Below are 26,234 nucleotides of genomic sequence, written 5' to 3'. Positions count from 1 at the left end.
TCCGTGCCCCATATTCCACGCGCCGCGCGCTCTGCGACGTCCCCGCGACGCTCCGTGCAGCGCTACACGTCGAAGAGACACCATGCGAATCGGGTCGATCCCCATGCTCGTCGCCGCCCTGGCAGCATGCTCCAGCGGCGAGGAGCCCGGAGCGAAGGGCATCCTCCAGCTGGGAGGGGTCGTCGACCGCACCGGCGACATCGCCAACCCGAACTGGTACTCGGCCATCGTGATGGCGCAGGACCAGATGAACCACGCTCTCGAGCGCGCGGGCTACAAGGATCTGGCCTTCGAGTTCCCGCTGCGGGACTCCAAGAACACGAGGTCGCTGGCCATCTCGCTGGCGCAGGAGCTCGTGGCGGGCGGAGCGAAGGCGCTCGTGCTCGACTCCAGCCCGAACACGGAGGGCGTGGCGAGCCTGAACTACGATCCCGACCCTGCGAGGCGGATGGGCGTGCCCTCGGTCTCGATGGCGGCCTCGTCGCCGTTCTTGAACAACCCTGACGACCAGAGCGCCGATCCCCTCGTGCGGGCAGCGCGGCGCGACGCGGACGGCTGGGTCTTCCGCACGTCCATGAGCGCCTTGCCCCAGACGCGGGTCGTCATGAACATCCTCACGCGGCGGGACATCGCCGACGAGGAACAGCTCAAGATCTCCGTCCTCGGACCGAAGAACGCCTTCGGCGTCGGCTACGTGTCGGCCCTCGCCGGCGCAGCGAAGGACGTGCGACCGCCGGGCGCGCCCGCGCCGATCGTCGAGGGGATCTTCTACGTGCCGAGCGGCGCTGGAGGCGTGCCCACGGACTACAACTTCGCGGATGAGCTCAACCGCCTCGTCGACGACATCACGGAGCTGACGGACGAGGACGGCGACAAGATCGGCGAGGCCACGCACAGGAGCCCGCCCGACGCCATCATCGATGCGTCGAACTCCGGTCACAACATCAACGTGACGAAGAACTATAGCGGCGCCATTCCCCTGCTGCACCACGATACCTTCCGTCGCGCGCAGGTGATCGAGGGGCTCGGGAGCGCCGCCGACGGGCAGGAGGGCACGTCACCCGTTCTGTTCGAGCCAGGGCCGTCGGGCGAGGCGTTCGTCCGGGCGCTGGAGCGCGTCGGCGCGTTCGAGCTCGGGGCCTTTGACGCTGTGGCCTATGACGCCGCGGCCGTGCTCATGCTGGCGTCGCTGGTCGCGTCCGCACCGCTCGAGGATCCGACCGCGGTGACTCCGGCGCAGATACGCGACGCGCTGACGAAGATCAACGAGCCGTCCGGGGAGGTCGTCCGCCCCGGCGACGACGGGTTCACACGGGCGATCTCGCTGATCGCCGAGGGCAGGCCGATCAACTACGAAGGAGCCTCTGGCAGCTGCGACTTCGACGCCGAGGGCAATGTGCTCATGAAGGTCGCGCACTGGAAGATCGAGCAGCGGATGTTCCGGGATCTCGCCGTCTTCGACTGCGTGCAGCCCACGTGTCCGCTCGTCCCGGACCCGTGACCCGATCTCGTGGTGACAGCATGACGAGTCGGGCGAATACGATTCGAGTTCCCGTTTTCGTGGCTGCGCTCATGGGCGGGGCGACGCGCGACGCGAGCGCACAACGATCCAGCGCGCCGCCTCCGCAGGCGACCTCGGTCCATGAGACGGATGCCCTGGCACAGATGTCGCTAGAGGAGCTGCTCAACGTCCAGGTCGTCACCGCGAGCGGCGGTGAAGCAGAGGACAAATCGATCGCCGCCGCGAACCTGGTGGTCATCAGCAAGGAAGAGATCAGGACGCGCGGGTGGCGCTCGCTCGCCGACGTGCTCGCGAACACCCCGGGGCTGTATGTCGTCGACGACCTGGTGCTCCCATCGGTCGGCGTGAGGGGCGTGACCGGCGGGCTTCGAGCGGGCTCGCGGATCGTCAAGGTGATGATCAACGGACACTCCGTGATTTTTCAGCCCGATCTGACGGCGCTCCTGGGGCCGGAGTACATCCCGATCGAGTGCGTCGAGCGGGTCGAGATCGCGAAGGGGCCCCTGTCGTCCCTGTATGGAGCCAACGCCTTCCTCGCCACGGTGAACGTCATCACGCGAGATGCCAGCGACGGCTCCTCCGGGGCGGAGCTGTCCGCCCGAGGCAACTGGATCTCGAAGCAGCCTGGCTACGGTGGGACCATCCTGGCGCGGCAGGTGACGGACGGCTTCGGCGTCCTCGCCGCGTACAGCTTCGACCGCATCGATCGCTCGGGCCTGAGGATCGAGCGTACGTTCCCCGGGCAGCGGCCAGAGCTCCCGGCGTACGCGCCGCTCTTCTCGGACGAGAGCCGGAACGACATCGCTGCGCCTTCGAGCTTCTACGCCCAGCTGAGCGTCGAGACCGACGCGATCGGCAGCCTGAAGGTCCAAGGGGGCTTCCAGAGGCTCGACTCCATGGGGGAGTTCCAGCTCAACTCCGCGCTCACCCACGGCTCTCGGTATTCTCTTCAGAACGCGTGGGCGAGCGTTCATCATGACAAAGCGTGGACGCCGCGCGTCACGACGCAGCTCTCGGCCGGCGTCTCGCGCGGCGCGCCGACGAGGGACGAGGAGCTCTTCCTCACGGGCGTCCGCGCCGCGTCGTTCCGCCGCAACTTCTCGTCAACCGCGTTCCAGGCCGGAGCACGCATCGACGCGTCGCTGTCAGCGGCCGTCACCCTGAGCGGCGGAGCGGACGCCATCATCGACCTCGCCGACGTCCTGTATTACACGGAGATCTACCGGTCCGACGTCGGCGGCCACGCGAGCGGCGACGAGGTCGACCTGGTCTCCGATGAGGATCTGCGCGCCGCCATGCTCTCGACGGGGGGCGCCTTCGCTCGGATACAGGTGGAACGGCTTCCATGGCTCGAAGGGCTCCACCTCTCGGGGAACGTCCGGCTCGACAAGCCCAACCACTGGGATGCACAGGGGTCCTGGCGGGCCTCCGCGGCGTACCGCTGGAGCGACAACCTCGTGACGAAGCTCATCGTGGGGAGCTCCTACCAGACGCCGTCGGCCATCCTCCTGTATGGCTTGACGGGCTTCGGCCGGAGCAACAATGTCATCGGCAGCGAGACGCTGCCGTACGCGCCGCCGCTCGAGCCGCAGAAGAGCCGCTCCGCAGAGCTCGTCGTGAGCGGCGGGCTCTCGATGATCCTGTTCGAAGCCGCCGTCTACGCCCAGGAGATCGCCGACCGGATCGAGTTCACGTCGCTCGGCGCGAACTTCGTGGGGCGCAACCAGGGCGACGAGACGCACGTGGGCGCCGAGCTGAGCTTGCGGCTGGCCCACGACCGGATCGCGCCTTACGCGAGCGTCGCGGCGAACGGCCGCATCGCCCACGTCGAGAAGGGGAAGCTGGTCTACGAGACAGACACGGAGCTCCCGCTGTATCCCTTCGTCTTCGCGCTGGGTGGCGTCGACGTCCGGCTCCCCGAGATCTACTCCAACATCAACATTCACGCGAAGATCGTGGGCGCGCGAGGCGCCGCCCAGGGCAACGTCTTGCAGAACGACGGCGAGCCGTACACGTTGCCGGCCTACGCCACGGTCGACGTCACGCTCGCGAGCCTGCGCGCGGATCTGCTCGGTGATCGTACGGAGACGGCGGCGAGCGTGTCGGTGAAGAACCTCTTCAACCAGCGGCGCTCGGAGCCCGGATTTGGCGGCTTCGACATCCCTGCCATCGGGCGGAGCCTGACGCTCAACGTGACGCATGGCTTCTAGGCGCCGCGTCCACCCGAGCCTCTGGAGGGTCCGGGCAGCGCCGTGCCAGCCGGCGCTCACGGCCTCCGAAGGAGCGCCACGCCCGCTCCTCGCGTCACGCGAGGACAGAGCCGTCGAGCTGGGGCCGTGAGCGACCGGAATACCACCAGCCAGACGAAGCCGCCGACCGCCGGCGCGCTGGAGGATGCAGACACCGCGCCGAGCGCATCCGCGAGCTCGGTGATCCCTCCGAGCGGAGCGATGACCGCGCCTGTGCTCGTCATCGACGACAGCGAGCTCGCGCGCGAGGAGGTGTCCCGCATCCTGCGGGACGCAGGCTGGCAGGTCGTCGCGCTGCCGTCTCCCATCGGAGCGACGCAGGCGATCGTGCGACATCAGGCGCGCGTCGTCATCGTCGATGTCTTCATGCCCACCCTCCGGGGAGACTGGCTGCTCACCCTGTTCCGGAAGAACCCGCGGCTCGGGCACCTCAGCGTCATCCTGATGTCCGGGCACTCCGAGCAGGAGCTCGAGCGCCTGCAGATGGAAGCCCAGGCGGACGCCGTCATCTCGAAGCGCAACCTGCACCGCTTGCCGGTCATCGTGAGGCGGCTCGCTCAACGCTGATAGAGAGGCACGATGTCTTCGAGATCTTCAGTCCGGATGTTGACGGCGATCGCGATCCTCACGACGTCCAGCAGCGAGGAGCTCTCTGCGCCTGCCGTTCCGCACGAGCTGCGCGGCGCCATCCTCCTGCGGTCGATCGGCTACGAGAGCGGGTTCGCCAGCAGGACGGGCGCAGCCGTGTTCGCGATCGTCGGCGACGCGTCGGGCGAGAGCGCGGAGGACGCGAACGCGATGACGGCCGTGCTCTCGAGCCTGGCGGCCAGGACCTCCGTGGCCAGGCGGACGGCCACCGCGGTGCGCGTGACGTACGGCTCCAAGGCCCAGCTGCAGGAGGCGCTGCGCATGAGCGGGGCCGAGGTGGTCTACGTGGCGCGCGGCCTGTCCTCGATCATCCCCGAGATTCCAGCGCGCGAGGGCTCCGTCGTCCGCATCGTCGTGTGCGGCGACGGGGATGACGTCAAGCGCGGCTGCGCCGTCTCCGTGGGGCTGGCCGGCACCAAACCCGAGCTCTTGCTCAATGTGAAGTACGCTAACTCCGTCGGCCTGCGCTTCGATCCACAGCTCCTCCGGCTCGCGCGCATCGTCGACTGAGGCACCCGGTAGCGGGCTTGCTGGCCTTTCGGTGCTGGCCAGGCCGAGCAGCCGACCGATCGCCTTGACACGCGCGCCACGGGCAGGTCACGTATTTCCCGGATCATCGCCGCCGCGCTGGACAGCGCGGCGGCGCGAGGAGAGGGGCATCGCGATGCGGGATCTGAAGGGGATCGTCGAGGTGGAGCTGCTCGTCGAGGAGAACGGCGCGCTCGCGCCGGCGCGGGAGTACGTTCAGCGCGACACGACGTACGTCGAGGGGCGGTCGGGCCAGCGCTACGCGCTGCGCGTGCGGAACCTGACCGGCGGGCGCGTGGAGGTCGTGCCCTCGGTCGACGGGCTCGACGTGCAGAGCGGCAAGGACGCCTCGTTCGACCTGCGCGGCATCGTGATCCGGGCTCACGACGCGTTCGATTTCACCGGGTTCCGCATCAGCCAGACCGAGGTCGCGACGTTCCGGTTCGGGAGCATCGAGCAGTCGTACGCCGCGAAGATCGGCAAGCCCCGCAACGTGGGCGTCATCGGCCTGGCGGTGTTCGAGGAGCTCGCGCCGCCGCCGCCTCCCCCGCCGCCTCCGTTCACACCGCCCCCGCCGGCGTTCGGCGGGCCGCCGGGCGGCGCGCCGCCCCCCGCGGCGATGCGCCCGCGGGCCCCGGCGCCCGCTGCCCCGCCGGCGCCGGCGCCGGGGGGGTACGGCCCGGCGCCCGCCGCGCCGCAGGGGCTCGGCACGAGCTTCGGGGAGCGGCGCGAGTCCCGCATCTCGTCGACGCAGTTCGACCGGGCGACGCCGAAGCCCGCCGCCGTGCTGGTGATCCGCTACGAGCAGCGCGAGGGGCTGCGGGCGCTCGGGATCGACGTGGACGGGCTCTACCAGCGCGAGACGGCCAGCCCGTTCCCCGCCGAGACCGGCTTCGCCAAGCCGCCGCCCGGCTGGAAGGGGTGAGTCCGGATCAGTGCTCGTCGCCGGTCAGCACCCCGGCGCCGGCGCCGGCCGGGACGAGCGTGGGGATCTCCTCGGCGGGATCGGGGGTCCATGCATAAAACATCGACGGGTCGAACCCCTGCCCGTTCGCGCTGGCGGGATCCGTGTTGATCACCACGTTGGTGTCGGTCCACGTGAGATCGGAGCCGCCGTAATCGTCCGTGGCGGCCTCGGCGTCCTGGAGGTAGTTCCCGTCGGCGTAGATGGAGCAGCCCACGCCCTTGCCGATCATGTAGTCGCCGAGCCCGACGGCGAAGTTGTTGAACACGTGGGCGTGCCCGAAGCGGACGCGGGGGTGGCGCTGGTCGCCGTGATCGAACCAGTTGTGGTGATACGTCACGTGCAATCTGCCCGTGTCCTGCGCGCCGTTGTCGTCGTCGTGGCCGAGCAGCATGGTCTTGACCGTCTCGTGGAAGTGGTTCCACGAGACCGTGACCCAGTCCGAGCCGCGCTTCACGTCGACGGACCCGTCGTGGCTGCGCTCGAACGTGTTGTGATCGATCCACACGTGGTGCGAGAAGCACGGGACGTTGATGGAGTCGTCCGCCGAGTTCACGAACGTGAGGTTCCGGATGATGACGTTCGATACCGGCGTGTAGCCCTCCGGCGTGGCGGCCGTGCAGGTCTCGCCCGCGCTGGCCGCGAGCTCCTCCGTCCAGCCGCTCACGTCGAAGCCGAACCCGTCGATGGTCGCGTCCGCGCCCACGCCGATGAGGGTCTTGTTGGAGCGCACGCGCAGCATCGGCGCGCCGCCGCCCACGATCGTCCCCGAGATCCGGATGACCCTCGGCGCGTCGTCGCCGAGCGCGGCGACCAGCTCGGCGTACGTCGTCACCGTGACGACCTCGCCGCCGGAGCCGCCCGTCGTCGTGGCCAGGCCGTCGGCGCTCACGGCCGCGAAGCCGATCAGCGACGCGTCGGCGGGGCCGCCGCCCGTGGACGACGACGTTGTCGCGCTCGCGCCGGCGCCCGACGAGGCCGCGCTCGCGCCGCCGCCGGACGCCGAGGATGCCGAGGCGCTCTGGGCGCCGCTCGCGCCGCCCCACGCCGCCCCCGTCGACCCCGCGGCGGGCCCGCCGCCCTGGCCCGGCGCGGGCGCGCCGCCGCCGCCTCCGCTCGAGGCCGTGTCCCCTGCCCCGGCGCTGGCGCTGCAGCCCGTCGCGAGCGCGGCGCACCCGAGCGCCAGCGCCGCCAAGCATGATGTCCTGCTCTTCAAGGTTCCTCCTCTCGCGGCCTCAGATCCGGCCGGCCCCCGCGTAGCGCATGACCAGCGCCGGGACGTCCTCCGCCGGGTCCGCGGCGTAGGAGTACGCCGCGGCAGGATCGAACGCCGCGCCGCGCGTCTCGCAGACCGGCGTCGCGGGAGGCGGGGGATCGTTCGGGTCCTCGGACGGCGGAGGCGGCATGTTGGTCTCGATGATGTTGTCGCGTTCGACGATGTCCCCCGGCTCGGAGTCCGCATACCCCGCGCGGCACGGGAACCACGTGTTCAAGAAGTAGTTGCCCTCCACGACGACATCGGCCTCCATGCGCGACGCGACCCCGTAGGAGAGGTTGTCGAGATAATAGTTATTGAACACGTGCACCTGGCCGAAGCGGACGCTCGGGTGCCGGGTCTGGGTCCCGTCGAACCAGTTGTGGTGGAGGGTGACCTTGAGGAAGCCGGCGTCCGACGAGGCCGCGTCGGAGTGGCCGATGAGGATCGTCTTGTGGTGGTTCCTGAAGACGTTCCACGACAAGGTCACGTACGACGACTCCCGGACGATATCGATCAGGCCGTCGGCCGCGTTCATGAACGTACAGTGATCGATCCAGACGTTCGTGGTCTCGGTGGTGATGCCGATGGCGTCCTCGTTCGCGTCCTGAAACGTGATGTTCCGGATGATGACGTTCTTCTCCCGGTACAGGTACAGCCCGCCGCCGACGATCGTCGCGTCGGCGCCGAGGCCGACGATGGTCTTGTTCGAGCCCACGTCGTTCATGCCGGACAGCTCGATGGTCCCGGAGATCTGGATGACGCGCGGCTCGGTGCCCGCCATCGCCTCCAGGAGCGACGCCGCGTCCGAGACCGTCACCACCATGCCGCCTTCGCCGCCGGTCGTCCCGCCGTTCAGCGACGCGAACCCGACGGGGCCGTCCTCGGGCGCGGGCGGCGGCGGATCCGTCGGGGGATCACCGCCGGTCGACGCGCTCGACGTGCCGCTCGCCGCGCTGGAGGCGGTGGCGCCGCTGCCCGTCGTCGCGCTGCTGCTGGCCGTCGCGCCGCTGCCGGCCGTGGCGCCGCTGCTGGCCGTCGCGCTGCTGCTGGCCGGGGGCGCGCCCCCGGAGCCGCCGGCGCCGTCCGCCGCTCGTGGGGTGGCTTCGTCGCCGCCGCACGCACAGAGGCCGAGCGCCAGCAGCGCGAACGGGAACACGAGAGTCCCACCTGACTCGCTCCTTGAGATCATCCTTCAGCTTCACCTCTGCCTCGACGGGGATGCTGGCGTCATCGTGTTCTCCGTCGTCGAGGCAGCGGACGTCGGATCATCGATGGATGGCGCTCGCCGGCGGCGCCTCATCCGGGCTCCCGCGGCGCGCCTCGTCAGTCCTGCGCGACGCGCAGCGCGAAACGCACACGCAACCGTTGTGCCGTTCGCCGCCGCGCCCGCACGGGCGCGGTTCGTTTCAGAATTTTTCCGCGGGAGTGGCCGAGATGGCCGGCGCTGACGTGAGCGGCTGTCGATGAGGCGCTGGCGAAGCTCCCGCCGATGGCTGCTGGTCAACGCGCGGTTGACGTGGCGGGCGTCGGCGCCGTCAAGCACGTCAACCCGCGGTTGACTCGACGAGCTCACGGCGCGCTGCGACAAGCGCTTTGGCGCCGCGAGCGCGGCGCGGCTTCCATCGGGCCGGAATGCCCGTCGGCGGGCGGCTCGGAGAGGGCGGCACCGACATTGCTTGTCGCCCCATCACGATTCGAAAGGGATGGGTTCATGAAAGGCGCTGTTCTCTCGTTGGTCCTCCTGGGTTGCGCGGTCGTGGTCGGCTGCTCCGGCGCGGCGAGCTCGCCCGGGCCGAGCGAGGACGCGGCCGGACAAGGCGGCACGGGAGGCGGCGCTCCGGGCAGCACGAGCGGACAGGGCGGCGGCGCAACCTCGGTCGGCCACGGCAGCGCTTCGGGCGCGGGCGGCGGGGGCGCCGGCAGCGGCGGTGGCGCTGGCACCGGAGCGGGCGGCCAGGGTGGCGGCGCGACCTCGAGCGGCCACGGCGGGGCCGGCGGCGCGCCGCAGGGGCCCGGGGACGGGCCGGACGGGTTCGCGAGCGTGGACGGCTATGGCGTCAGGACGACCACGGGCGGCGCGGGCGGCCCGGTCGTCACGGTCAGCACGACCGAGGAGCTCCTCGATTACATCGCGCGCCCTGGGCCGTACGTCATCCAGGTCTCCGGGACGATCGCGCTGCCCACCGGCGCCACCGACGGCATGCACGACGTGACGTCCCACAAGACGATCCTCGGCCTCGGCGCGGACGCGACGCTCACCGGCGGCGGCCTCAAGATCGGCCTGCCGGTGGACGACGCCATCACCTCCCCTCCGCCGGACGCGGTCCACAACATCATCATCCGCAACCTCAAGATCACCGGGGCCTCGGACGATCTCATCAATATCCAGATGTTCTCTCACCACATCTGGATCGATCACTGCGATCTCTCGGACGGGGGCGACGGCGCGCTCGACATCAAGCGGGGCTCGGACCTCATCACCGTGTCGTGGAACCACTTTTACGACCACACGAAGACCTGCCTCCTCGGGCACGACGAGCTCGGCGCCCCTCAGGACGTCGGCCGGCTCCGGGTCACCTATCACCACAATTTCTTCGATCGCTCGGATCAACGCAACCCGCGGGTCCGCTTCGGCGAGCCCGTGCACGTCTACAACAACTATTACAACGACAACAGCTATGGCATCGCGTCCACCTGGAACGCCGGGGTGGTCGCCGAGGGCAACTACTTCTTCAGCGTCAACAACCCCGGGCGGGTGATCTTCGAGGACAACAACCCTGGCCGCATGGTCGCTCGGGACAACACCCTCGTCGATTGCAATCACGAGATCGAGGTGGCTGGCCCGGTGGTCGAGCCGAGCACCTACTACGACTACACCGTGGACAGCAGCGCGGATGTCCCGGCGATCGTGATGGCCGGCGCGGGCGTGGGCAAGATCGGGCTTTGAAGCTTCCCTGCAAAGGCGGGCCCTCGGAGCTGGGCCCGCCTCAACAACGGAGAGACCAGTGCACATTCGATTCCTCCGCGCTCGCCGGGCGTCCGACGCGGCCGCCCTGGCGATGCTCATGATGTTCGCGGCCTGCTCGACCGATCCCGCGGGAGGCGCGGCGACCAGCGGCTCGGCCGGCGGCCTCGGCGGCTCAACCACAGTCGGCTCGGGCGGCGCCGGCGGCTCGGGCGGCGGCAGCAGCTCCGCGGCCGCCGGTCCGGGCGGCGCGGGCGGGTCAGGCGGCTCGGGCGGGTCAGGCGGCTCGGCCACTGTCGGCTCGGGCGGCGCAGGCGGCTCGGCCACTGTCGGCTCCGGCGGCGCTGCAGGCGCAGGCGGCTCGGCCACTGTCGGCTCCGGCGGCGCTGCAGGCGCAGGCGGCCCGGCCACCGTCGGCTCCGGCGGCGCAGGCGGCTCGGGGCCCGTCGAGGACGTGGGCGCGGTGATCAAGGTGACGACCCTCGACGCGGACGGCCCAGGGTCGCTGCGCGAGGCGATCGAGACGCCGGGCCGACGCATCATCGTGTTCGAGGTCGGCGGGATCATCGACCTGAACAAGGCCCGACTCAACATCACCGATCCGTTCGTCACGATCGCCGGCCAGACCGCGCCCTCGCCGGGCATCACGCTGATCCGCGGCGGGATGAGGATCAGCACGCACGACGTGCGGATCCAGCACCTCCGCTTCCGCATGGGCGACGCCGGCGCCGCGCCGGCGTCCGGGTTCGAGCCCGACGTCACGACCGACGGCCCTTCCGCGTACGACATCGTGATCGACCATTGCTCGGTGGCGTGGGGCGTCGACGAGAACCTGTCCGTCTCGGGCCCCCGCTTCGACGGCCCAGCCGGCACATCGCACCGCGTCGTCCTCAGCAACAACATCATCGCCGAAGGGCTCCACGAATCCGTGCACGCGAAGGGCGCACACTCCATGGGCACCCTCGTGCACGACTACTGCACCGATGTCACCGTCGTCGGCAATCTCTACGCCCACAACTACGAGAGAAACCCCTGGTTCAAAGGGTTCGCGACCGGGGCGATCGTGAACAACGTCGTCTACAACCCCGGGAAATGGGCGATGCGGCTGGGCCCCGTCGTCAGGGAGTGGGAGAGCTCGGGCATCACGCCGGAGCCTCCCAGGGTCAGCATCGTCGGCAACTACATGCAGCACGGCGTGGACACGTTGCCAGGGCTCCCGATGGTGGGCACCAACTCGATGGGCTCGGCGTACCTGGAGGACAACATCGTCGTCGATGCGAGCGGTGAACCGGCGCCGCTCGTCTCCCCGGAGATCGTCATCCTCCCCGAGAAGCCCGTGTGGCCCGACGGCCTCGTCGCGCTCCCCGCGGCGTCGGTCGTCGACACGGTGCTCGCGCACGCGGGCGCGCGCCCCAGGGACCGCGATGAGGTCGACCTGCGCATCATCGAAGACTTCGTTTCCGGCGGCGGCAGGCTCGTGAACAGCCAGGATGAGGTGGGGGGCTACCCGACGGCAGAGCCGACCACGCGGCCGCTGGTCGTCCCGACCGAGGACGTCGAGGGCTGGCTCGAGCGCCTCGCCGACGAGCTCGAATAGCGGGCGTCGCCCGCGCCGTCGCCGCGCCCCGTGCGCGAGGCCGCCGCTCCTCACGAGCAGCGGCCTCGCGGTGCTCGCGCGGTGACGTCACCAGGATTCCGCGACCAGGAGGCACCATGCTGAGAAGATCATCGATCTATTCCGTCGTCGTAGTGGCAGCGCTATCCGGCTGTGCGTCGGGCAACGAAAGCGACGACAGCACCGGCGGCAACAGCAGCGGCGAGCCGAGCTCGGGCGAGCCGGGCTCCGTCGATCCCGGGTACGGCGACGGGACGGACGACCCGGGCGGCGTTCCGGGAGACCTCGACCCCGACGCAGACCCCGGCGAGAGCGTGGACTGCGGTCGGCAGAACTTCAATGTCGAGCGCAGGCCGGCCAGCCTCCTCCTGGTCCTCGACCGCTCCGCGTCGATGCAGGACGATCCGAGCGGGGACGAGGGCACGCCGACGAAATGGGACATCGTCGTGCCCGCCTTGCAGGAGGTGATCGCGGCGACGAACGAGGCGGCCTCCTGGGGCCTGAAGGTGTTCCCGCAGGGGGACCGGACCGGCACCTGCACCGAGGAGAGCTTCCCGGACGATATCCTGATCCCGATCGCGGGCAACAACGCGCCCACGGTGAATCAGGCGATCTCGAGCACGACCCCCGAGGGGGACGGCACGCCGACGGGCGACGCCATCAACAAGGCGGTCGAGTACCTGCAGACGATCCAGAACGACGACCCGAAGTACATCCTGCTCGCGACGGACGGCGACCCGTCGTGCCCCAAGAGCGACTCGGACGAGTTCGCGGTGCAGGCGGTGACGAACGCCGCCGCCGCGGGCTTTCATACGTTCGTGGTCGGGATCGCGTCGCAGGAGAGCAAGGTCAAGGCGCTCAACGGCCTCGCCGTCGCGGGGCTCGAACCGCGGAAGGACCCGGATCCGCTCGCGCCCAAGTTCTACCTCGCGGCCACGAAGGACGAGCTCGTGACGTCGCTGCTGACGATCACGGGACAGATCTCGACCTGCCTGTTCCCGCTGAGCGCGCCCCCGCCGAACCCGGACCACGTGGGCGTGTTCGTCGGGGATCAGGCGGTCATGCACGACGCCACGGGCATGAACGGCTGGAATTACACGGGGCCCGACATGACGACCATCCAGCTTTACGGCGCAGCGTGCGAGCAGGTGGCGAGCACCGGCGCCGGCGCGGTCAAGGTGATCTTCGGCTGCAAGGACGACCCGATCTACTGAGCCGCCGAGCGCGAGCCGGTCGGGCGCTTCGCTCGGCCGGCTCGCGGATCCGGCGCACGGAATCCGATCGAGGAGACCGTCGTCGCCCGGGGGCTCCCTCCCCCGGAGCTCCGCGCCGCGGAGCTCCGCCCTCGATCAAGCGATCATCCGCGCCTGCCCGCGACTACTTGTCAAACCACTTGTTGACCGAGCCGCACTCCCACTGAAAGCCGGCGCCGAGATCCCAGCAGACACAGCCCCTGGGGCTGCCGGACTCGTCGCCGATGCACGACGTCCCCTCCTCCGCCGCGGTACAGGGGCTGTTCCGGATCGACGCCGCGCTGCCGTCGCCGCCCACGGCGCTGCAGTCGACCGCGACCGGGTTGATGGGGTACTGCGCCGGATCGGGCGGCAGGCACGGCTCGCAGTCGGCGACGCCGTCCGAGCAGGCGCAGGTGCGCGCGCCGAGCTCCTCGATGCCGCACGCCGAGGGGCACATCCCGGTGAACGTGCACGGGTCGTTGTCATCGAACTCCAGGGGCCCCGGGCACGAGCCCGAGCCGCCCGCGCCGCTCGCGCTGCTGCTCGCGCTCGACGCGCTGCCGCCGCCGGCGCCGCCCGCGCTGCCGCTGCTCGCGCTCGTCGCGCCCCCACCGCTCGTGGCGCTCGACGCGCTGCCGCCGCCGCTGCCGCTCGTGGCGCTGCCCGCTCCGCTGCTGGCGCTCGCGCCGCCCGCGCCCCCGCTGCCGCCTCCGCCGCTGTCGTCGCCGCACGCGGTGAGCGCCACCGCGAGCGCGACCAGCGCGCTCGTGGCCAGAGGATGGTTGGGTCGTCGTCGGTTCATGGTTTGATGGTCGTTCATGGCGCGGAGCCCTCGTGCACGAACCCGGCCGATGCGCGCGCCCCGGCGGCGCCCCGCGGACCGGCGTTCCGTGCGGCGAGAGCGCGCTCCGCCCGCGCGCGGAGCGCCGGCGCGTCAACCGCGCTCGTCAACCGGTGTCGACCTGGCGTTGACACGGACGCCGCACCCACGTCCGCGCGGCAGCCCGGCGCCCCGTGGCGCCCGCTGGATCGCCGCTTGCATTCCCGTAGACCGAGCGCTCCCGGCGCGGGTCGTCCATCGTGAATCCAAAAGAGAGGTAGCGAGATGAGATTCGGATTGAAGTCAGCTTTCACTTTGCTGCTCGTGCTCGGCGCCGCCGGCGCCTCCCAGCTCGGCTGTTCGGACGACGCGGCGACGCCGGACGACGGCGAAGGGGGCAGCAGCTCGAGCAGCAGCGCCGTCGCCAGCGGCGGGAGCACGACCACGGGGAGCGGCGGCGGCGGCAGCTCGAGCAGCACGGCCGCGAGCACCACGTCGGCGAGCACCACGGCCGCGAGCACGACGTCGGCGAGCACGACGTCGGCGAGCAGCACGGCCGCGAGCACCACGAGCAGCGGCACCGGCGGCACCGGCGGCGAGGAGCCGCTCGGCGACGAGCTCCCGATGGAGATCCCGACGCCCACGAACGGCGACGGCGAGATCAGGACCGAGACGACGGTGCTGAAGAACGCGGCCAACGGCGGGCAGGACGTCTACGACTTCAACAACCAGAAGATCGGCGTGAACAACACCGCCGATTGCGACGACGGCGAGGGCCAGAAGACGGTGTTCGAGGTCGAGGACGGGGTCACCGTGAAGAACCTCATCATCGCGGGCGGCCTCCCCGGCGGCAACGGCATCGTCTGCAAGGGCGACTGCACCCTCGATCACGTCTACTGGGAGGACGTCTGCGAGGACGCCGCGACCAACAGCAAGGACGGCGCGACGATGCGCATCAACAGCTCGATCGCCCTGCACTCCGCCGACAAGATCTTCCAGCACAACGCCAAGGGCGGCTCCACGACCATCGTCACGAACTCGTACATCGCCGATTTCGGGAAGCTCTGGCGCTCGTGCGGCGACTGCACCGCCAACGGCGGCCCGCGCAACCTGATCATCGACAACGTCCGGGTGGACAAGGTCAAGACGACGGTCGCGGGCGCGAACCAGAACTACGGGGACACGGTCACGATCACGAACCTCTACGTCAAGGGGGGATACGACGAGGAGGACGACAAGCCGAAGATCTGCCAGGAGTACCGGGCCGTCACCGACCACATGGGCGAGTCGGAGAAGCTCCACGGCGGCGCGAGCCAGTGGAACACCGCCACGTGCCGCGTGAGCAAGAGCGACATCAAGAGCTGGTGATCGAGAGCGGGTGACCGCCCGACCGGCGCCGCTCGCCCCGATCTCACCGCCTCCCGGCGCCTCGATGGGATTGCCCGGCGCGCGCCGCCGACGTCCCCGGGCCTGAGCGCCGCGCGAGGGGCTCCCGTCGAGCCCCTCGCCAGGGCAGCCACCGCCCAGTCCGCCTCCGGCGCGCGCCCGCCATCTCACGCTCGGCGCCGGCCTCGACGCGCGGTGAGCCACCCTACCCGCGATCAGGAGAATCGCGTAATTGTCGTTGGATGACACGCTCGAGCGCGGTTCATCCCGACGTGCTGATCGTGACGGCGCTCCAGGAGGAGCTGGAAGCGGTGCTGGCAGCAGGGGCCGCGGCGCGCGACGAGCCCTGGCCGAGCGGCGGGCTCGCGGGCCAGGGCGCGGGGCCGCGCGCCGCCTGGGAGGAGCGGCGCGACAGGCCCGGGTTCCGCTACCACGTGGCCAGGATCCCGAACGAGCGCGGGGAGACGCTGGTCGTCGCGGCCGCGTGGATCGGCGAGATGGGCGGGACCGCGGCGGCGGCGCGCGTCCAGCAGCTCCTCGACGATCTGAAGCCAGAGACGCTGGCCATGTGCGGCATCTGCGCCGGCGACCGGAGGGAGGTGTCCCTGGGCGACGTGATCGTGGCCGATCGCGTGTACATCTACGACCACGGCAAGCTCGTCGCCGGCGCGGCCAGCGAGCGCTTCTGGCAGGACATCACCACCTACAACCTCGAGGCCACGTGGCGGCACGACGCGGCGTTCTTCGCGCGCGAGTTCGCCCTCGGGGCGGCGCCGCTCCAGCGCGATCGCCCGGTCCCCAAGGCCGCGCAGCGGCGCTGGCTGCTGCGCGCGCTCGACGCGCACGAGCGGCGGGGCGGCCCCGCGCCGCTCGACCACCCGGAGCGCCAGGCCCGCTGCCCGCGGTGGAGCGAGATCGTGCAGGAGCTCGAGCAGGGCGACCTGAACCCGCGCGGCCTCATCCGGCTCGACGAGGCGCGCGGCGCCTACACGCTGACCGACGCCGGGCGCGCCTGGGTGGTGCGCGACCGCAACGTCCACCCGGACGAGGCGCCGGCGGTCGAGCCGTTCCGCGTGCACGTCGGCCCGATCGCGACCGGTCACTCGGTGCAGGAGCACCCCGGGCTCTTCGATCGCCTCCGGCGAGCGGTGCGAAGGACGCTCGGGGTGGAGATGGAGGCCGCGGCGCTCGGCCTCGTCGCCGAGCGCGAGGGGCTGCGCTCGATCATCGCCAAGGCGGTGTCGGACCACGCCGATCACGAAAAAGACGATAGCTTCCGCGAGTTTGCGTGCCGCGCCTCGGCGGAGCTCCTGCTGGCGTTCCTGCGGCGGCAGCTCCGGCCGCGGCCGCAGCCGGTGAAGGCGCGCGAGGACGACGACGCGAGCTCGGTGCACCGCGCGCCCGTCGACAGGCGCGAGCGGCCGCGGGGCGAGCTCGTCGGGCGGGTGGAGCGGGTCTGCCGGCTGCGCGAGGAGGGCGCGAGCATCGTCGAGCTGCAGCCGCCGGCGCCGCTCGCGGGCCTGCTGGAGGTCTCGCGCCCCAAGGAAGGGAGCCCGTGGCGCTTCCCGCTCGGGATCGCGGACAAGCCGCTCGACGACAAGGCGCTCGAGATCTTCGGCGGCATCCTCCACGCCTACCGCGCGGAGAACCCGTGGGTGCAGGGCCGGCTGGTCCACGTGGGAGAGCGCGCCCCGGAGGCGCTCGCCCACGCGGCGCGGGCGCGCGGGATCGAGCTCACGAGCCTCGGCGAGTACCAGCGCCTGCTCGACCTGTCGCGGTACGCCGAGCGGCAGCTCGCCCGCGTCGACGCCGACGAGCGCTACCCGTCGGCGCTCTACGTGGAGCAGCACGCGAAGCACCGGCTCGGCCGCGCGCCCTGGGAGGCCACCGAGGACGTGCTGCAGCAGATCCTCTCCGTGCTCGACTCCGAGCACGGCCGGCTCCTGCTCGTGCTCGGCGACTTCGGGACGGGCAAGACGTTCCTGATGCGGGAGCTCTGCCGCCGGCTGACCGCCGCCGGCGGGCGCACGCCGGTGCTGGTGGAGATGCGCGCGCTCGAGAAGCGGCGGTCGCTCAACGAGCTCCTGGCGCAGCACTTCGCCGCGGCGGGGCTCGGCAAGATCGACCTCGACGGCTTCCGGTACCTGCTCGCCGAGGGGCGCGTGATCCTCCTCTTCGACGGCTTCGACGAGCTCGCGTTCCGGGTGAGCTACGACCGGGTGCTCGAGCACTTCGGCACGGTGCTGGAGGCCGCGTCGGAGCGGGCCAAGGTGGTGGTCACCAGCCGGACGGGGCATTTTCTCACCGACCGCGAGGCGAACAAGGAGCTGACGACCCGCGCCGAGCAGACCGGGCACGCGCGGCTGTTCAAGCTGGAGCCGTTCGGGGAGCGCCAGATCCAGCGCTTCCTCGTGAAGCTCCTCGGCAAGGAGGACGAGGCGAGGGCGCGCTTCGAGCTGCTGCGGCACGTGGAGGATCTCCTCGGGCTCTCGGCGAACCCGCGGATGCTGAGCTTCATCGCGGAGATCGACGAGCAAGAGCTCACGGACGCGAGGGCGCAGGCGGGCCGGATCACGTCGGCGGCGCTGTACGAGCTCCTCCTGCGGCGCTGGCTCCTCGGCGAGGTGAAGCTGGCGACGGACACCGCGGAGGACCCGGCGCTGAGCGAGGCGCAGCTCTGGAAGGCGGTCACCGACCTGGCGCTGATGCTCTGGCCGAAGGTCGAGCGGGGCGTGGGCATCGAGGAGATCCCGCGCGAGCTCATCGCGGCGGCGCAGGCGCTCGATCCGAAGCGCAAGCCGGCGGAGGAGGGGCAGGTCCGGCACCAGCTCGGGTCGCGGTCGCTGCTGGTCCGGGACGAGGCGGGCAGCTTCTCGTTCCTGCACCAGTCGGTGATGGAGTGGCTCGTCGCGGACGCGGCGGCCGTGGAGGTGAAGGCGTCCGGCGACGCGCCGGTGCTCGGGCAGCGCGAGATGAGCGACCTGATGGCCGATTTCTTCATCGCGCGGGCCGGGCACGAGGCGGCCGCGCGGTGGGCCGCGGGGAAGCTGAGGGCGCCCGGGCACGAGGTCTCCGGCAAGAACGCGCTGCGGGTGGAGCAGCGGCTGCACGTGGAGCGGCGGCTGCGGTCGGAGGCGCCGCGGGACGAGGTCTCCCAGGTCGACGCGGTGTGGGACTTCGAGGACGAGGATCTGCGCGGGCAGGACTTCTCCGAGCAGGACCTGCACGAGGTCAACTTCCGGCGGGCGAACCTCTCGGGCGCGACGCTGGTGCGGGCCGATCTGCGGGGCGCGCGGCTCGGCGGGGCGACGCTGCGGCGCGCGGACCTGCGCGGCGCGGTGCTCGCCGGGGCCGACCTGACGGGCGCGGACCTCTCGTGGGCGCGGCTCACGGACGCGGACCTGACGGGCGCGACGCTGACCGGGGCGCGGCTGCTCGGCGCGAAGCTCATCGGGGCGAAGCTGCCCCCGCTGGCGGAGCGCGAGGCGGGGGGCGCGGCGCGGACGGTCGAGGGGGTGGCGCCCATGTGGATGCTCAGCGCCGGCGTGCTCGCCGTGGCGTTCAGCCCTGACGGCGACCTGCTCGCCTCCGGCCACACCGACGGCACCGTGTGGCTCTGGGACGCGGGCACGGGCGCGGCGCTGCGCGTCTTGCGCGGCCATACCCGGGAGATCAACAGCCTCGCGTGGAGCCCCGACGGACAGACGCTCGCCTCGGGCTCGGACGACAGGACGGTGCGCCTGTGGCGGTCGACCGCCGGCGAGGTGGCCCGCGTGCTGCCCAGCCCGGGCGGCGCGGTCCTCAGCGTGACCTTCGGCCCCGACGGCAGCGCCATCGCCGCCGGTCTGCTCCACGGGGTCGTGGCGGTGTTTCCGCTGCTCGATACGACCGCCGAGCCGCTCCTCCTGCGGGGCCACGCGGGCGCGGTGAGGAGCGTGGCCTTCGGCCCCGACGGCCACCTGCTCGCCTCGGGCTCGGACGACGCGACGGTGCGGCTGTGGAGCGCGCGCGACGCGACGGAGCTCCACGTGCTGAAGGGCCACAAGAACCGGGTCAGGAGCGTCGCCTGGAGCGCGAGCGGGATCCTCGCGTCGGGCTCGGACGACAGGACGGTGCGGCTCTGGCAGGTCAACGTGGGCTCGCACGTGGGCGGGGACCTGCTCTGGAGCACGTGCGCGCCGCTGGCCGTGCTGGAGGGCCACGACGCGGGCGTCAGGAGCCTTGCCTGGAGCGCGGGCGGGATCCTCGCCTCGGGCTCGGCGGACAGCTCCGTGCAGCTGTGGCAGGGCAACACGGGCAAGGCGCTGGGCGTCTTCGAGGGCCATTACCGCTGCGTGCGGGGCGTGGCGTGGAGCCCGGACGGGACGATCGTGGCCTCGGGCTCGGACGACAGGACCATCCGCCTGTGGCAAGGGAGCGTGGGCAGGACGCTGCGCGTGCTCAAGGGGCACGACAGGGGGTTCAGGGGCGTGGCCTGGAGCGCGGACGGGATGCTCGTCGCCTCGGCGTCGGACGACGAGACGGTGCGGCTCTGGCAGGGCAGGACGGGCAAGGAGGTGACCGTGCTCAAGGGGCACGCCGGGCGGGTCAACACCGTGGCGTGGAGCCCGGACGGGGTGACCCTCGCCTCGGGGTCCGACGACCACAGCGTGCGGCTCTGGCAGGGCAAGACGGGCAAGGAGCTGGGCGCCCTCGGGGGGCACACGGGACGGGTCTGGAGCGTGGCGTGGAGCCCGGACGGGGTGACCCTCGCGTCGGGCGCCGACGACCTCACGGTGCGGCTCTGGAGCGCGAGCACGGGCAGGCCGCTGGGCGTGCTCCGGGGGCACACCGCCGGGGTCGGGGGCGTGGCGTGGAGCGCGAACGGCGTGATCGTGGCCTCGGGCTCGGACGACCACACGGTCCGGCTCTGGCACAGCAGGACGTGCGAGGAGATCGACGTGCTCATGGGGCACACCGCCCCGGTCAACAGCGTGGCGTGGAGCCCGGACGGGGTGACCGTCGCGTCGAGCTCCGACGACTACACCGTCCGGCTCTGGCAGGGGAGCACGGGCAAGACGCTGGGCGTGCTCCGCGGACACACGGCGGCGGTCAACAGCGTGGCGTGGAGCGCCGACGGGGCGGTGGTCGCCTCGAGCTCGGACGACCACACCGTCCGGCTCTGGCAGGGGAGCACGGGCCAGCTCCTGGGCGCGCTCCACGGGCACGTCCGCCGGGTCTGGGGCGTCGCCTTCCACCCCGACAGCCGCACCCTGGCGTCGGCCTCGGACGACGGCACCGTCCGCTTCTGGGACGTGGGCACCCAGCGCTGCCTCGCCATCTTCCTCGTCCTGGCCGAGGGCTGGGTCGCCTTCACGCCCGACGGGCGATACAAGTTCGGGGGCAACCTCGCCGGCAGCTTCTGGCACGCGATCCACCTCTGCCGCTTCGAGCCCGGCGAGCTCGACCCCCACGTGCCCGGCCTTCGTCTCTCCGACGATGAGCTCCTCCTCCGGGCCGCGCCGCGCATCCCGCGCCCCCGCGCGAACCGCACCCCGCCGCCCTGAGGCGCAGGGCACGGCGGGGGGCGGCCCTGACGATCACCGATCACCGATCCAGGCGCGCCTCCCCGAGCCTCCGGCGCAGGTTGTCGCGCGCGCGCGCCTCGAGGCGGTCCCGGAAGTACGCGGAGAGGAAGATGTGCCCGGCGGCGAGCAGCCTCTCGAAGAAGCGCCGCCGGCCCGCGGCGTAGACCTCGGGCGGCACGGCGCTGTACTCCGCGGCGATCGCGCGGTCGTACGCGTCGAACGCCGCCGGGTCGCTGCCGAGGATGGCCATGTCGCAGTCGAGGAACAGGGCCTCCTCCTCGCCGACGTCCGCCGGCCCGAGCGCGCCGTGGCGCGCGGTGAGCAGGATGAGCCGCGCGATGGCGTCCGCGTCGAGCCCCTCGCCGGGCAGCCACCGCGAGACCGCCTGCCGCGCGAGCTCCGCGCTGCGCGCCTCGTTGTCGTGGCGGCCGGGCGCGTACACGGCGTCGTGGAACAGCGCGGCAAGGAACACCTCGCGCGGCCGCCGCCAGCCGACGTCGCGGCCGACCTCGGCCACCCGGCAGAGCACCTCGCGCACGTGGGCCAGGTCGTGGTACGCGCGCCCGGGCTCGCCGTAGGCCGCGCGCACGGCGCTCCACAGCGGCTCCGGCAGGACGAGCCCGCCCGGCGCCTCCGGCGGCGCTCCGCCAGCATCCGCGGCAGCGCGCGCCTCTTCCGCCGCGCCCGCGGGCGCCTCGCCCGCTTCGCCCGCCGCACCCGCGCCGCCCGGCCTCGCGGGAGCGGTCACGCGAGCACCAGGTCCTCGGGGCGGAACAGCTCCCCGTCGTACGTCGCGATGCGGCCCTTCTCCGTGGCCTTCGCGTGGTTCTTGGCCAGGTTGGCGCGCCCCTGGATCTCGCGATCCGTCAGGAAGCAGTCGACGTCCGCCACGCACAGCCCGGCGGAGATCGTCGGCGCCCGCTCGACGCGGCGGTAGCGGCGGCGGGCGAGCCGCGCCTGCAGCGCGCGCAGGAAGTCCACCGCCCACGCGCGCGTCGCGTTCGGCAGCGTGATCATGTACTCGTCGCCGCCGAACCGGTACGCGTGCCCGTGCCCGAAGACGTGCGCCTCGATGCTCTCCATGAGCGGCGGCAGCACGTGCAGGTCGACCGCGGTCTCGGTGTGCTGCACGTTGAACGCCTTGAAGTCGTCGATGTCGATGAACGCCACGGCGATCGCGGCGCCGCGCAGCGCGCACCGCGCCCGGTAGTGCGCCAGATCCGGGAGGAAGAGCCCGGGCGCCTCGAGGATGTGGAACTTCTCGTCGTACTCGCGCGGCCGGAGCGGCGGCGCCTCCGGCAGCACGGCCTCGGCGTGCCGGATCGACATGTAGTCCGTCAGCCGCGGCACCTGGAGCGCGCGCGTGGCCGCGAACCACGGCGCGGCCATCAGCTGCTCCAGCGCGTGGACCTCGCGCCGGAGGTGCCGGATCGTGTCGGCGTTCACGGCCTTCTGCAGCGGCTCCTCGATCGCCGTGGCGCTGTCGCGCCGCAGGTCGATCAGGATGCGCTTGAGCAGCGGGCCCTGCGTGTCGTGGATCGGCACGTGCGGCTGGCGCAGCTCGAGCTGCCGCCCGAGGAGGCTCAGCTGCCCGATGAGCTCCGTCACCTCCGGCGGCTCGTAGCCGCGGAACTCCCGCCGGATCACGTCCGCCACGTCGCGGCGGAACGCGTCCGTGAAGCGGGTGACGCACTGGGACAGGGTCTTGGCCTCGGCCGGCGTGAACTCGGGCATCGCCGCGAGGATACCCCGCGGTGAGGCCGCCCGACGCCCGGGGCGCACCGCGCGCTGGAAATCCGCCAGGAATTCGGAGATGCTGACCCTCCCCCTCGCTGCCCGTTCGCCGCCCGTTCCATGCACGACTCCACCCGGACGATCACGACCCTCCGAAGCGACGCGGTCGAGCTCCCGGACCTGCGCGTCCTCGTCACCCCCCAGAAGAGCCCGCCGATCGAGGCCACGCTCGGCGTCGCGCCGCTCGTCCTCGGCACGAGCGGCGAGTGCGATGTCGTCATCCCCGACTCCCGCGTGTCGCGCCGCCACTGCCAGCTGCGGTTCACGCCGCGCGGCGTCGCCCTCACCGATCTCGGCAGCAAGAACGGCACGTTCATCAACGACGTCCTGATCGTCGAGGGCTTCCTCACGCCGGGCGCCATCGCCTCGCTGGGCGGCGTCCCGCTCACCGTGCGCGTCGGCGGCGCCCCGGTCGTCGTCCCGCTCTCCACCTCGGCCAGCTTCGGCGAGGCCCTCGGCAGCAGCGTCCCGATGCGCGCGCTCTTCGCCCGCCTCGAGCGCGCCGCGGCCACGTCCGAGACCATCCTCCTCCTCGGCGAGTCGGGCACGGGCAAGGAGGTCCTCGCCCGCGCCATCCACGAGGCGAGCCCGCGCAGCGGCGGCCCCTTCGTCGTGTTCGACTGCAGCGCCGTCGCCCCCAACCTCATCGAGGCCGAGCTCTTCGGCTACACGAAGGGCGCCTTCACCGGCGCCCAGACGGCGCGCGCCGGCCTGCTCGAGGAGGCGAGCGGCGGCACGCTCTTCCTCGACGAGATCGGCGAGCTCCCGCTCGATCTCCAGCCGAAGCTCCTGCGCGCCCTCGAGGCCCGGCAGGTGCGCCGCATCGGCGCCGCCGCGTACACGTCGTTCGACGCCCGCGTCATCGCCGCCACGCACCGCGACCTCCAGGGCCGCATCGGCGCGGGGTCGTTCCGCGAGGACCTCTACTACCGGCTCGCCGTGGTCGAGGCGGTGGTGCCGCCGCTGCGCGAGCGCAAGGAGGACATTCCGCTCCTGGTCGAGCGCTTCCTCGCGGCGCAGGTGCCGCCGCGCTCGCTCGCCGATCTGCCGCCGAACGCGCTGGAGCTGCTCCGCGGGCACCACTGGCCGGGCAACGTGCGCGAGCTCCGCAACACGGTCGCGCGGCTCGTGCTCTTCCCGCACCTGGCCGAGGAGGCGATCGTGAAGGTGGCGCCGCGGCCCGCCGACATGGGCGTCGTCCAGTTCGCGTCGCTGCCGCTCCGCGAGGCGCGCGACATGGTCGTCGAGCAGTTCGAGCGGACGTTCATCGCGATGAAGCTGCGGGACAGCGGCGGCAACGTCGCGCGGGCCGCCGCGTCGATGGGCGTCTCGCGGCAGCTCGTCCACCGGCTGATGGAACGCTACGGCATCCGCAGCAAGGGCTGACGAGGCGCGCGGCGGGCGGCCCTCAGGCCGTGGACGGTGAGGTTCGGGGAGCTCCGCGAGGTGAGCGCGATGCCGTCGATCCCCGCGCTCGAGAGCCGGCAGGGGCGCGCAGGAGGGGGCTGGCGCTGCGCAGGAGCCGTCCAACTGCAACGAAGGACACTCCACCGGCTGTGTAGGAGGAGCTCGGGGGCGGCGCAGGAGGGCTGCGGGGCGGCGCAGCAGGGACGGCGGCAGGCAGCAGCAGGGCGGCGGCACCGCGCAGGCGCGCAGCCTCCGCATACAGGACAGGATCCGGGCGCGCACTTTCACGTCGACGCCGCAGGGGGACGCGCGGCGATCGCTGCGGCCCGGGTCGTTCACGGGTCGTTCACGATGCCATCCGTCGGCTGCTCGGGTTGCCGGGTTGGCATTGGAGCGGCGCGCGTCGCGCAAGGGGATAGATCGCAAGGTCATAAGAGGCGCAACGGGACAGAGACGGAATTGTATCCTTCTCTTCCCCTTGCGCCCTTGCGCTCCTCTTCCCATGAATCGATTTTTTTTCGAATTTCAGCAGACGCCTGAGCCGCCTCGCATCCGCGGCACCGGCCGCGATCTGTGCTCAAGGGCTACCTTGACGCGCGCTGCCGAGCTTGTGGAGAGCGTCGGGCTCGCGTATCCTCCGAGCCGTGGTGGATGCACGTGACGCTTTGGCGGCGCGGGACGCTCGGCTCGCGGGTCACTGCCACGAAGTGTATCAACTTGCGCTTCGCGACCCGACCTACCGTGCGACCGTCCTCGCGAGCCTGCAGCGTGACATCGCTGAACCGCCGGACGATCTCCGGACAGCGATCCCATGGATCTGGATCGCTACGCTCGGCGGCGAGCCGGCGAGGGGCCCCATGATCGCTGCCGTCGAGGACGCTGCCCGAGTTCTTCGCGGATGGCTCGTGGGGATGGATCCCCTCGAAGCGCTCGAATCGAGGTGGGTGGAGTCCTCCTCGGCCTCGGGCACGATATGCCGGCGAAGAGCGGGCGCTCGCCGAGGAGACGTCGTGCTGACGCTGCCGCCGTCGGTGCGTGTCTACGTCGCGACCGAGCCAACCGACTCGTGCAAGAGTTTCGATGGGATGCGACGAACCGGTGGCGCTCTGTAGGCTCCAATCTTCACACGAACCAGCAGGCTCTCGAGACTGACCTCGAATACCTGCTTGTTCTCGGCTGCGGTCTGACCGTCGACTCCTGGGACTGACGCCGCCCCGCCTCCAGTCCCGTCGGCCCCGGCGAGCGCAGCCCGTTCAGTAAGGTGCAGGCCCCCGTCACCGCCGCCCCCGGAGGTCGAACGCTAACACATCGCCTTCGCCCAGCTCGACCAATCCCATATATGATAGCATCTCGATCGATGCCGCCCGTGCGTGCCACGGGCACGCGCCCGGCCTGCAGCCCGAGGCGGCCAGAACGGCAACGAGTGGCCGTCCCCATGAGAAACGCTATTGCATGTAACCCTTATAGGCGATCACGGCCGATTGTAGCCCCCCAGTTGTGCCCGGCACGGTACACTGCAGATTGATATAATCCGACGACGAGCCAGTGCCACTCGGAACTGTGAGGCCGATCGATTGGTACAGACCCGTTCCCGACGTACATCCGGAAACCACCGAAGAAGTAGAGCCGTCAGTCGGATTTACAAGAGATGCGCTGCAACAAACGTTGGCAGTAGTACTGTGGTCGTGCGCGTAAACCCTTGCAAACATCCCGCCGTTTGGACCGTCGAAGCCGCGGTCAACCGGGCAGCTGAGGGAAAGCGTAGTAGTTCCCGCGTTCGAGATCACTCCCTGTGGACTGACTTCTGCGATGCCACCAGAGCCCCGAACTCTGCAGTTTGATCCAGCGATAGAATGACTATCTGCGAGCGCGGAGGCGCCGATGGCAAGGCCGACGGCGAGCGTTGCGATGCCAGCAATTCTGATCTTGGTCGCTTTAGCTGCGTACATGATCGTCCCCATAAATTGATGAATCACATGCAATGTAAACGTGGATTGTGCGCTGCGCGCAGCGCCATCGCTTCCGATGACGAACGCAACGATGAAGGCACTTCCGGCACGGGTGTATGACTTCGCGCGGCTTCCTGATGCAATGAAGAGCACGCACATTCAAGAATGTCAAGATCGAAGCACCACGCTCGTCTCAGGTCGTAGAAGGTTCTTCTTGGTTTACTCGATCCTGAAAACGATGTGGAATCAATGGCTTACATAGGAACCGGCAGGGCGTCTTCAATTCACGGCCTGCGGAAACTCGTCCGACGAAATCCTGCTTCGACC

17 protein-coding genes are annotated in these 26,234 nt (G+C 71.1%); 11 read left to right on the top strand and 6 right to left on the bottom strand.

Annotated elements, in window-relative coordinates; genetic code table 11:
- Nucleotides 1–82 precede the first annotated feature (82 nt).
- The 5 genes from WME83_RS20645 (at nucleotide 83) to WME83_RS20625 (ending at nucleotide 5,872) form a co-directional block, all read left to right on the top strand.
- On the top strand, nucleotides 83–1,501 hold the full coding sequence (locus WME83_RS20645) for an ABC transporter substrate-binding protein (RefSeq protein WP_437321000.1): 1,419 nt from the start codon (nucleotides 83–85) through the stop codon (nucleotides 1,499–1,501).
- A 164-nt stretch (nucleotides 1,502–1,665) separates the two neighbouring features.
- Nucleotides 1,666–3,732 (top strand): TonB-dependent receptor plug domain-containing protein, encoded by a 2,067-nt coding sequence (locus WME83_RS20640; RefSeq protein ID WP_437320999.1) that lies wholly within the window; start codon nucleotides 1,666–1,668, stop codon nucleotides 3,730–3,732.
- Nucleotides 3,733–3,858: 126 nt separating this feature from the next.
- Nucleotides 3,859–4,338 (top strand): response regulator, encoded by a 480-nt coding sequence (locus tag WME83_RS20635; RefSeq protein ID WP_437320998.1) that lies wholly within the window; start codon nucleotides 3,859–3,861, stop codon nucleotides 4,336–4,338.
- A gap of 36 nt (nucleotides 4,339–4,374) precedes the next feature.
- Entirely contained in the window at nucleotides 4,375–4,929 is a 555-nt protein-coding gene (locus WME83_RS20630) for a YfiR family protein (RefSeq protein ID WP_437320997.1), read from the top strand.
- 154 nt (nucleotides 4,930–5,083) lie between these two features.
- Nucleotides 5,084–5,872 carry a hypothetical protein gene (locus WME83_RS20625; protein WP_437320996.1) on the top strand — a complete coding sequence of 263 codons (789 nt, stop codon included), beginning with the start codon at nucleotides 5,084–5,086 and terminating at the stop codon, nucleotides 5,870–5,872.
- A gap of 7 nt (nucleotides 5,873–5,879) precedes the next feature.
- On the opposite strand, the gene WME83_RS20620 is transcribed toward WME83_RS20625, so the two are convergent.
- Nucleotides 5,880–7,127, bottom strand: coding sequence for a pectate lyase family protein (locus WME83_RS20620; RefSeq protein ID WP_437320995.1), 1,248 nt, complete (start codon nucleotides 7,125–7,127; stop codon nucleotides 5,880–5,882).
- A 19-nt stretch (nucleotides 7,128–7,146) separates the two neighbouring features.
- Entirely contained in the window at nucleotides 7,147–8,358 is a 1,212-nt protein-coding gene (locus WME83_RS20615; RefSeq protein ID WP_437320994.1) for a pectate lyase family protein, read from the bottom strand.
- Between the two features lie 522 nt (nucleotides 8,359–8,880).
- Here WME83_RS20615 and WME83_RS20610 point away from each other — a divergent pair.
- From WME83_RS20610 to WME83_RS20600, 3 genes are all read left to right on the top strand, one after another.
- A complete protein-coding gene (locus WME83_RS20610) occupies nucleotides 8,881–10,116 on the top strand; it encodes a pectate lyase family protein (protein ID WP_437320993.1) in 1,236 nt (411 codons plus the stop codon).
- A 58-nt stretch (nucleotides 10,117–10,174) separates the two neighbouring features.
- On the top strand, nucleotides 10,175–11,731 hold the full coding sequence (locus tag WME83_RS20605) for a pectate lyase family protein (protein WP_437320992.1): 1,557 nt from the start codon (nucleotides 10,175–10,177) through the stop codon (nucleotides 11,729–11,731).
- Between the two features lie 116 nt (nucleotides 11,732–11,847).
- Nucleotides 11,848–12,963, top strand: coding sequence for a vWA domain-containing protein (locus tag WME83_RS20600; RefSeq protein WP_437320991.1), 1,116 nt, complete (start codon nucleotides 11,848–11,850; stop codon nucleotides 12,961–12,963).
- A gap of 163 nt (nucleotides 12,964–13,126) precedes the next feature.
- On the opposite strand, the gene WME83_RS20595 is transcribed toward WME83_RS20600, so the two are convergent.
- On the bottom strand, nucleotides 13,127–13,786 hold the full coding sequence (locus tag WME83_RS20595) for a hypothetical protein (protein ID WP_437320990.1): 660 nt from the start codon (nucleotides 13,784–13,786) through the stop codon (nucleotides 13,127–13,129).
- Between the two features lie 315 nt (nucleotides 13,787–14,101).
- Between WME83_RS20595 and WME83_RS20590 the strand changes: the two genes are divergently transcribed.
- Nucleotides 14,102–15,172, top strand: a complete 1,071-nt coding sequence (locus WME83_RS20590; protein ID WP_437320989.1) for a pectate lyase — start codon at nucleotides 14,102–14,104, stop codon at nucleotides 15,170–15,172.
- Nucleotides 15,173–15,432: 260 nt separating this feature from the next.
- A complete protein-coding gene (locus WME83_RS20585; protein ID WP_437320988.1) occupies nucleotides 15,433–20,736 on the top strand; it encodes a pentapeptide repeat-containing protein in 5,304 nt (1,767 codons plus the stop codon).
- Nucleotides 20,737–20,776: 40 nt separating this feature from the next.
- Here WME83_RS20585 and WME83_RS20580 read toward each other — a convergent pair whose 3' ends face one another.
- On the bottom strand, nucleotides 20,777–21,370 hold the full coding sequence (locus WME83_RS20580; RefSeq protein WP_437322021.1) for an HD domain-containing protein: 594 nt from the start codon (nucleotides 21,368–21,370) through the stop codon (nucleotides 20,777–20,779).
- Nucleotides 21,371–21,501: 131 nt separating this feature from the next.
- Nucleotides 21,502–22,491 (bottom strand): diguanylate cyclase, encoded by a 990-nt coding sequence (locus WME83_RS20575; protein WP_437320987.1) that lies wholly within the window; start codon nucleotides 22,489–22,491, stop codon nucleotides 21,502–21,504.
- Nucleotides 22,492–22,611: 120 nt separating this feature from the next.
- On the opposite strand from WME83_RS20575, the gene WME83_RS20570 reads away from it, so the two are divergent.
- Nucleotides 22,612–23,937, top strand: coding sequence for a sigma 54-interacting transcriptional regulator (locus WME83_RS20570; protein WP_437320986.1), 1,326 nt, complete (start codon nucleotides 22,612–22,614; stop codon nucleotides 23,935–23,937).
- Nucleotides 23,938–25,403: 1,466 nt separating this feature from the next.
- Here the strand turns inward: WME83_RS20570 and WME83_RS20565 are convergent.
- A complete protein-coding gene (locus WME83_RS20565) occupies nucleotides 25,404–26,060 on the bottom strand; it encodes a hypothetical protein (protein ID WP_437320985.1) in 657 nt (218 codons plus the stop codon).
- Nucleotides 26,061–26,234 lie beyond the last annotated feature (174 nt).

Source organism: Sorangium sp. So ce385, from assembly GCF_051474135.1.
In the GTDB taxonomy this organism is placed as follows: Bacteria; Myxococcota_A; Polyangia; order Polyangiales; family Polyangiaceae; genus Sorangium; species Sorangium cellulosum_D.
This window is presented reverse-complemented; position numbering and strand designations above follow the sequence as displayed.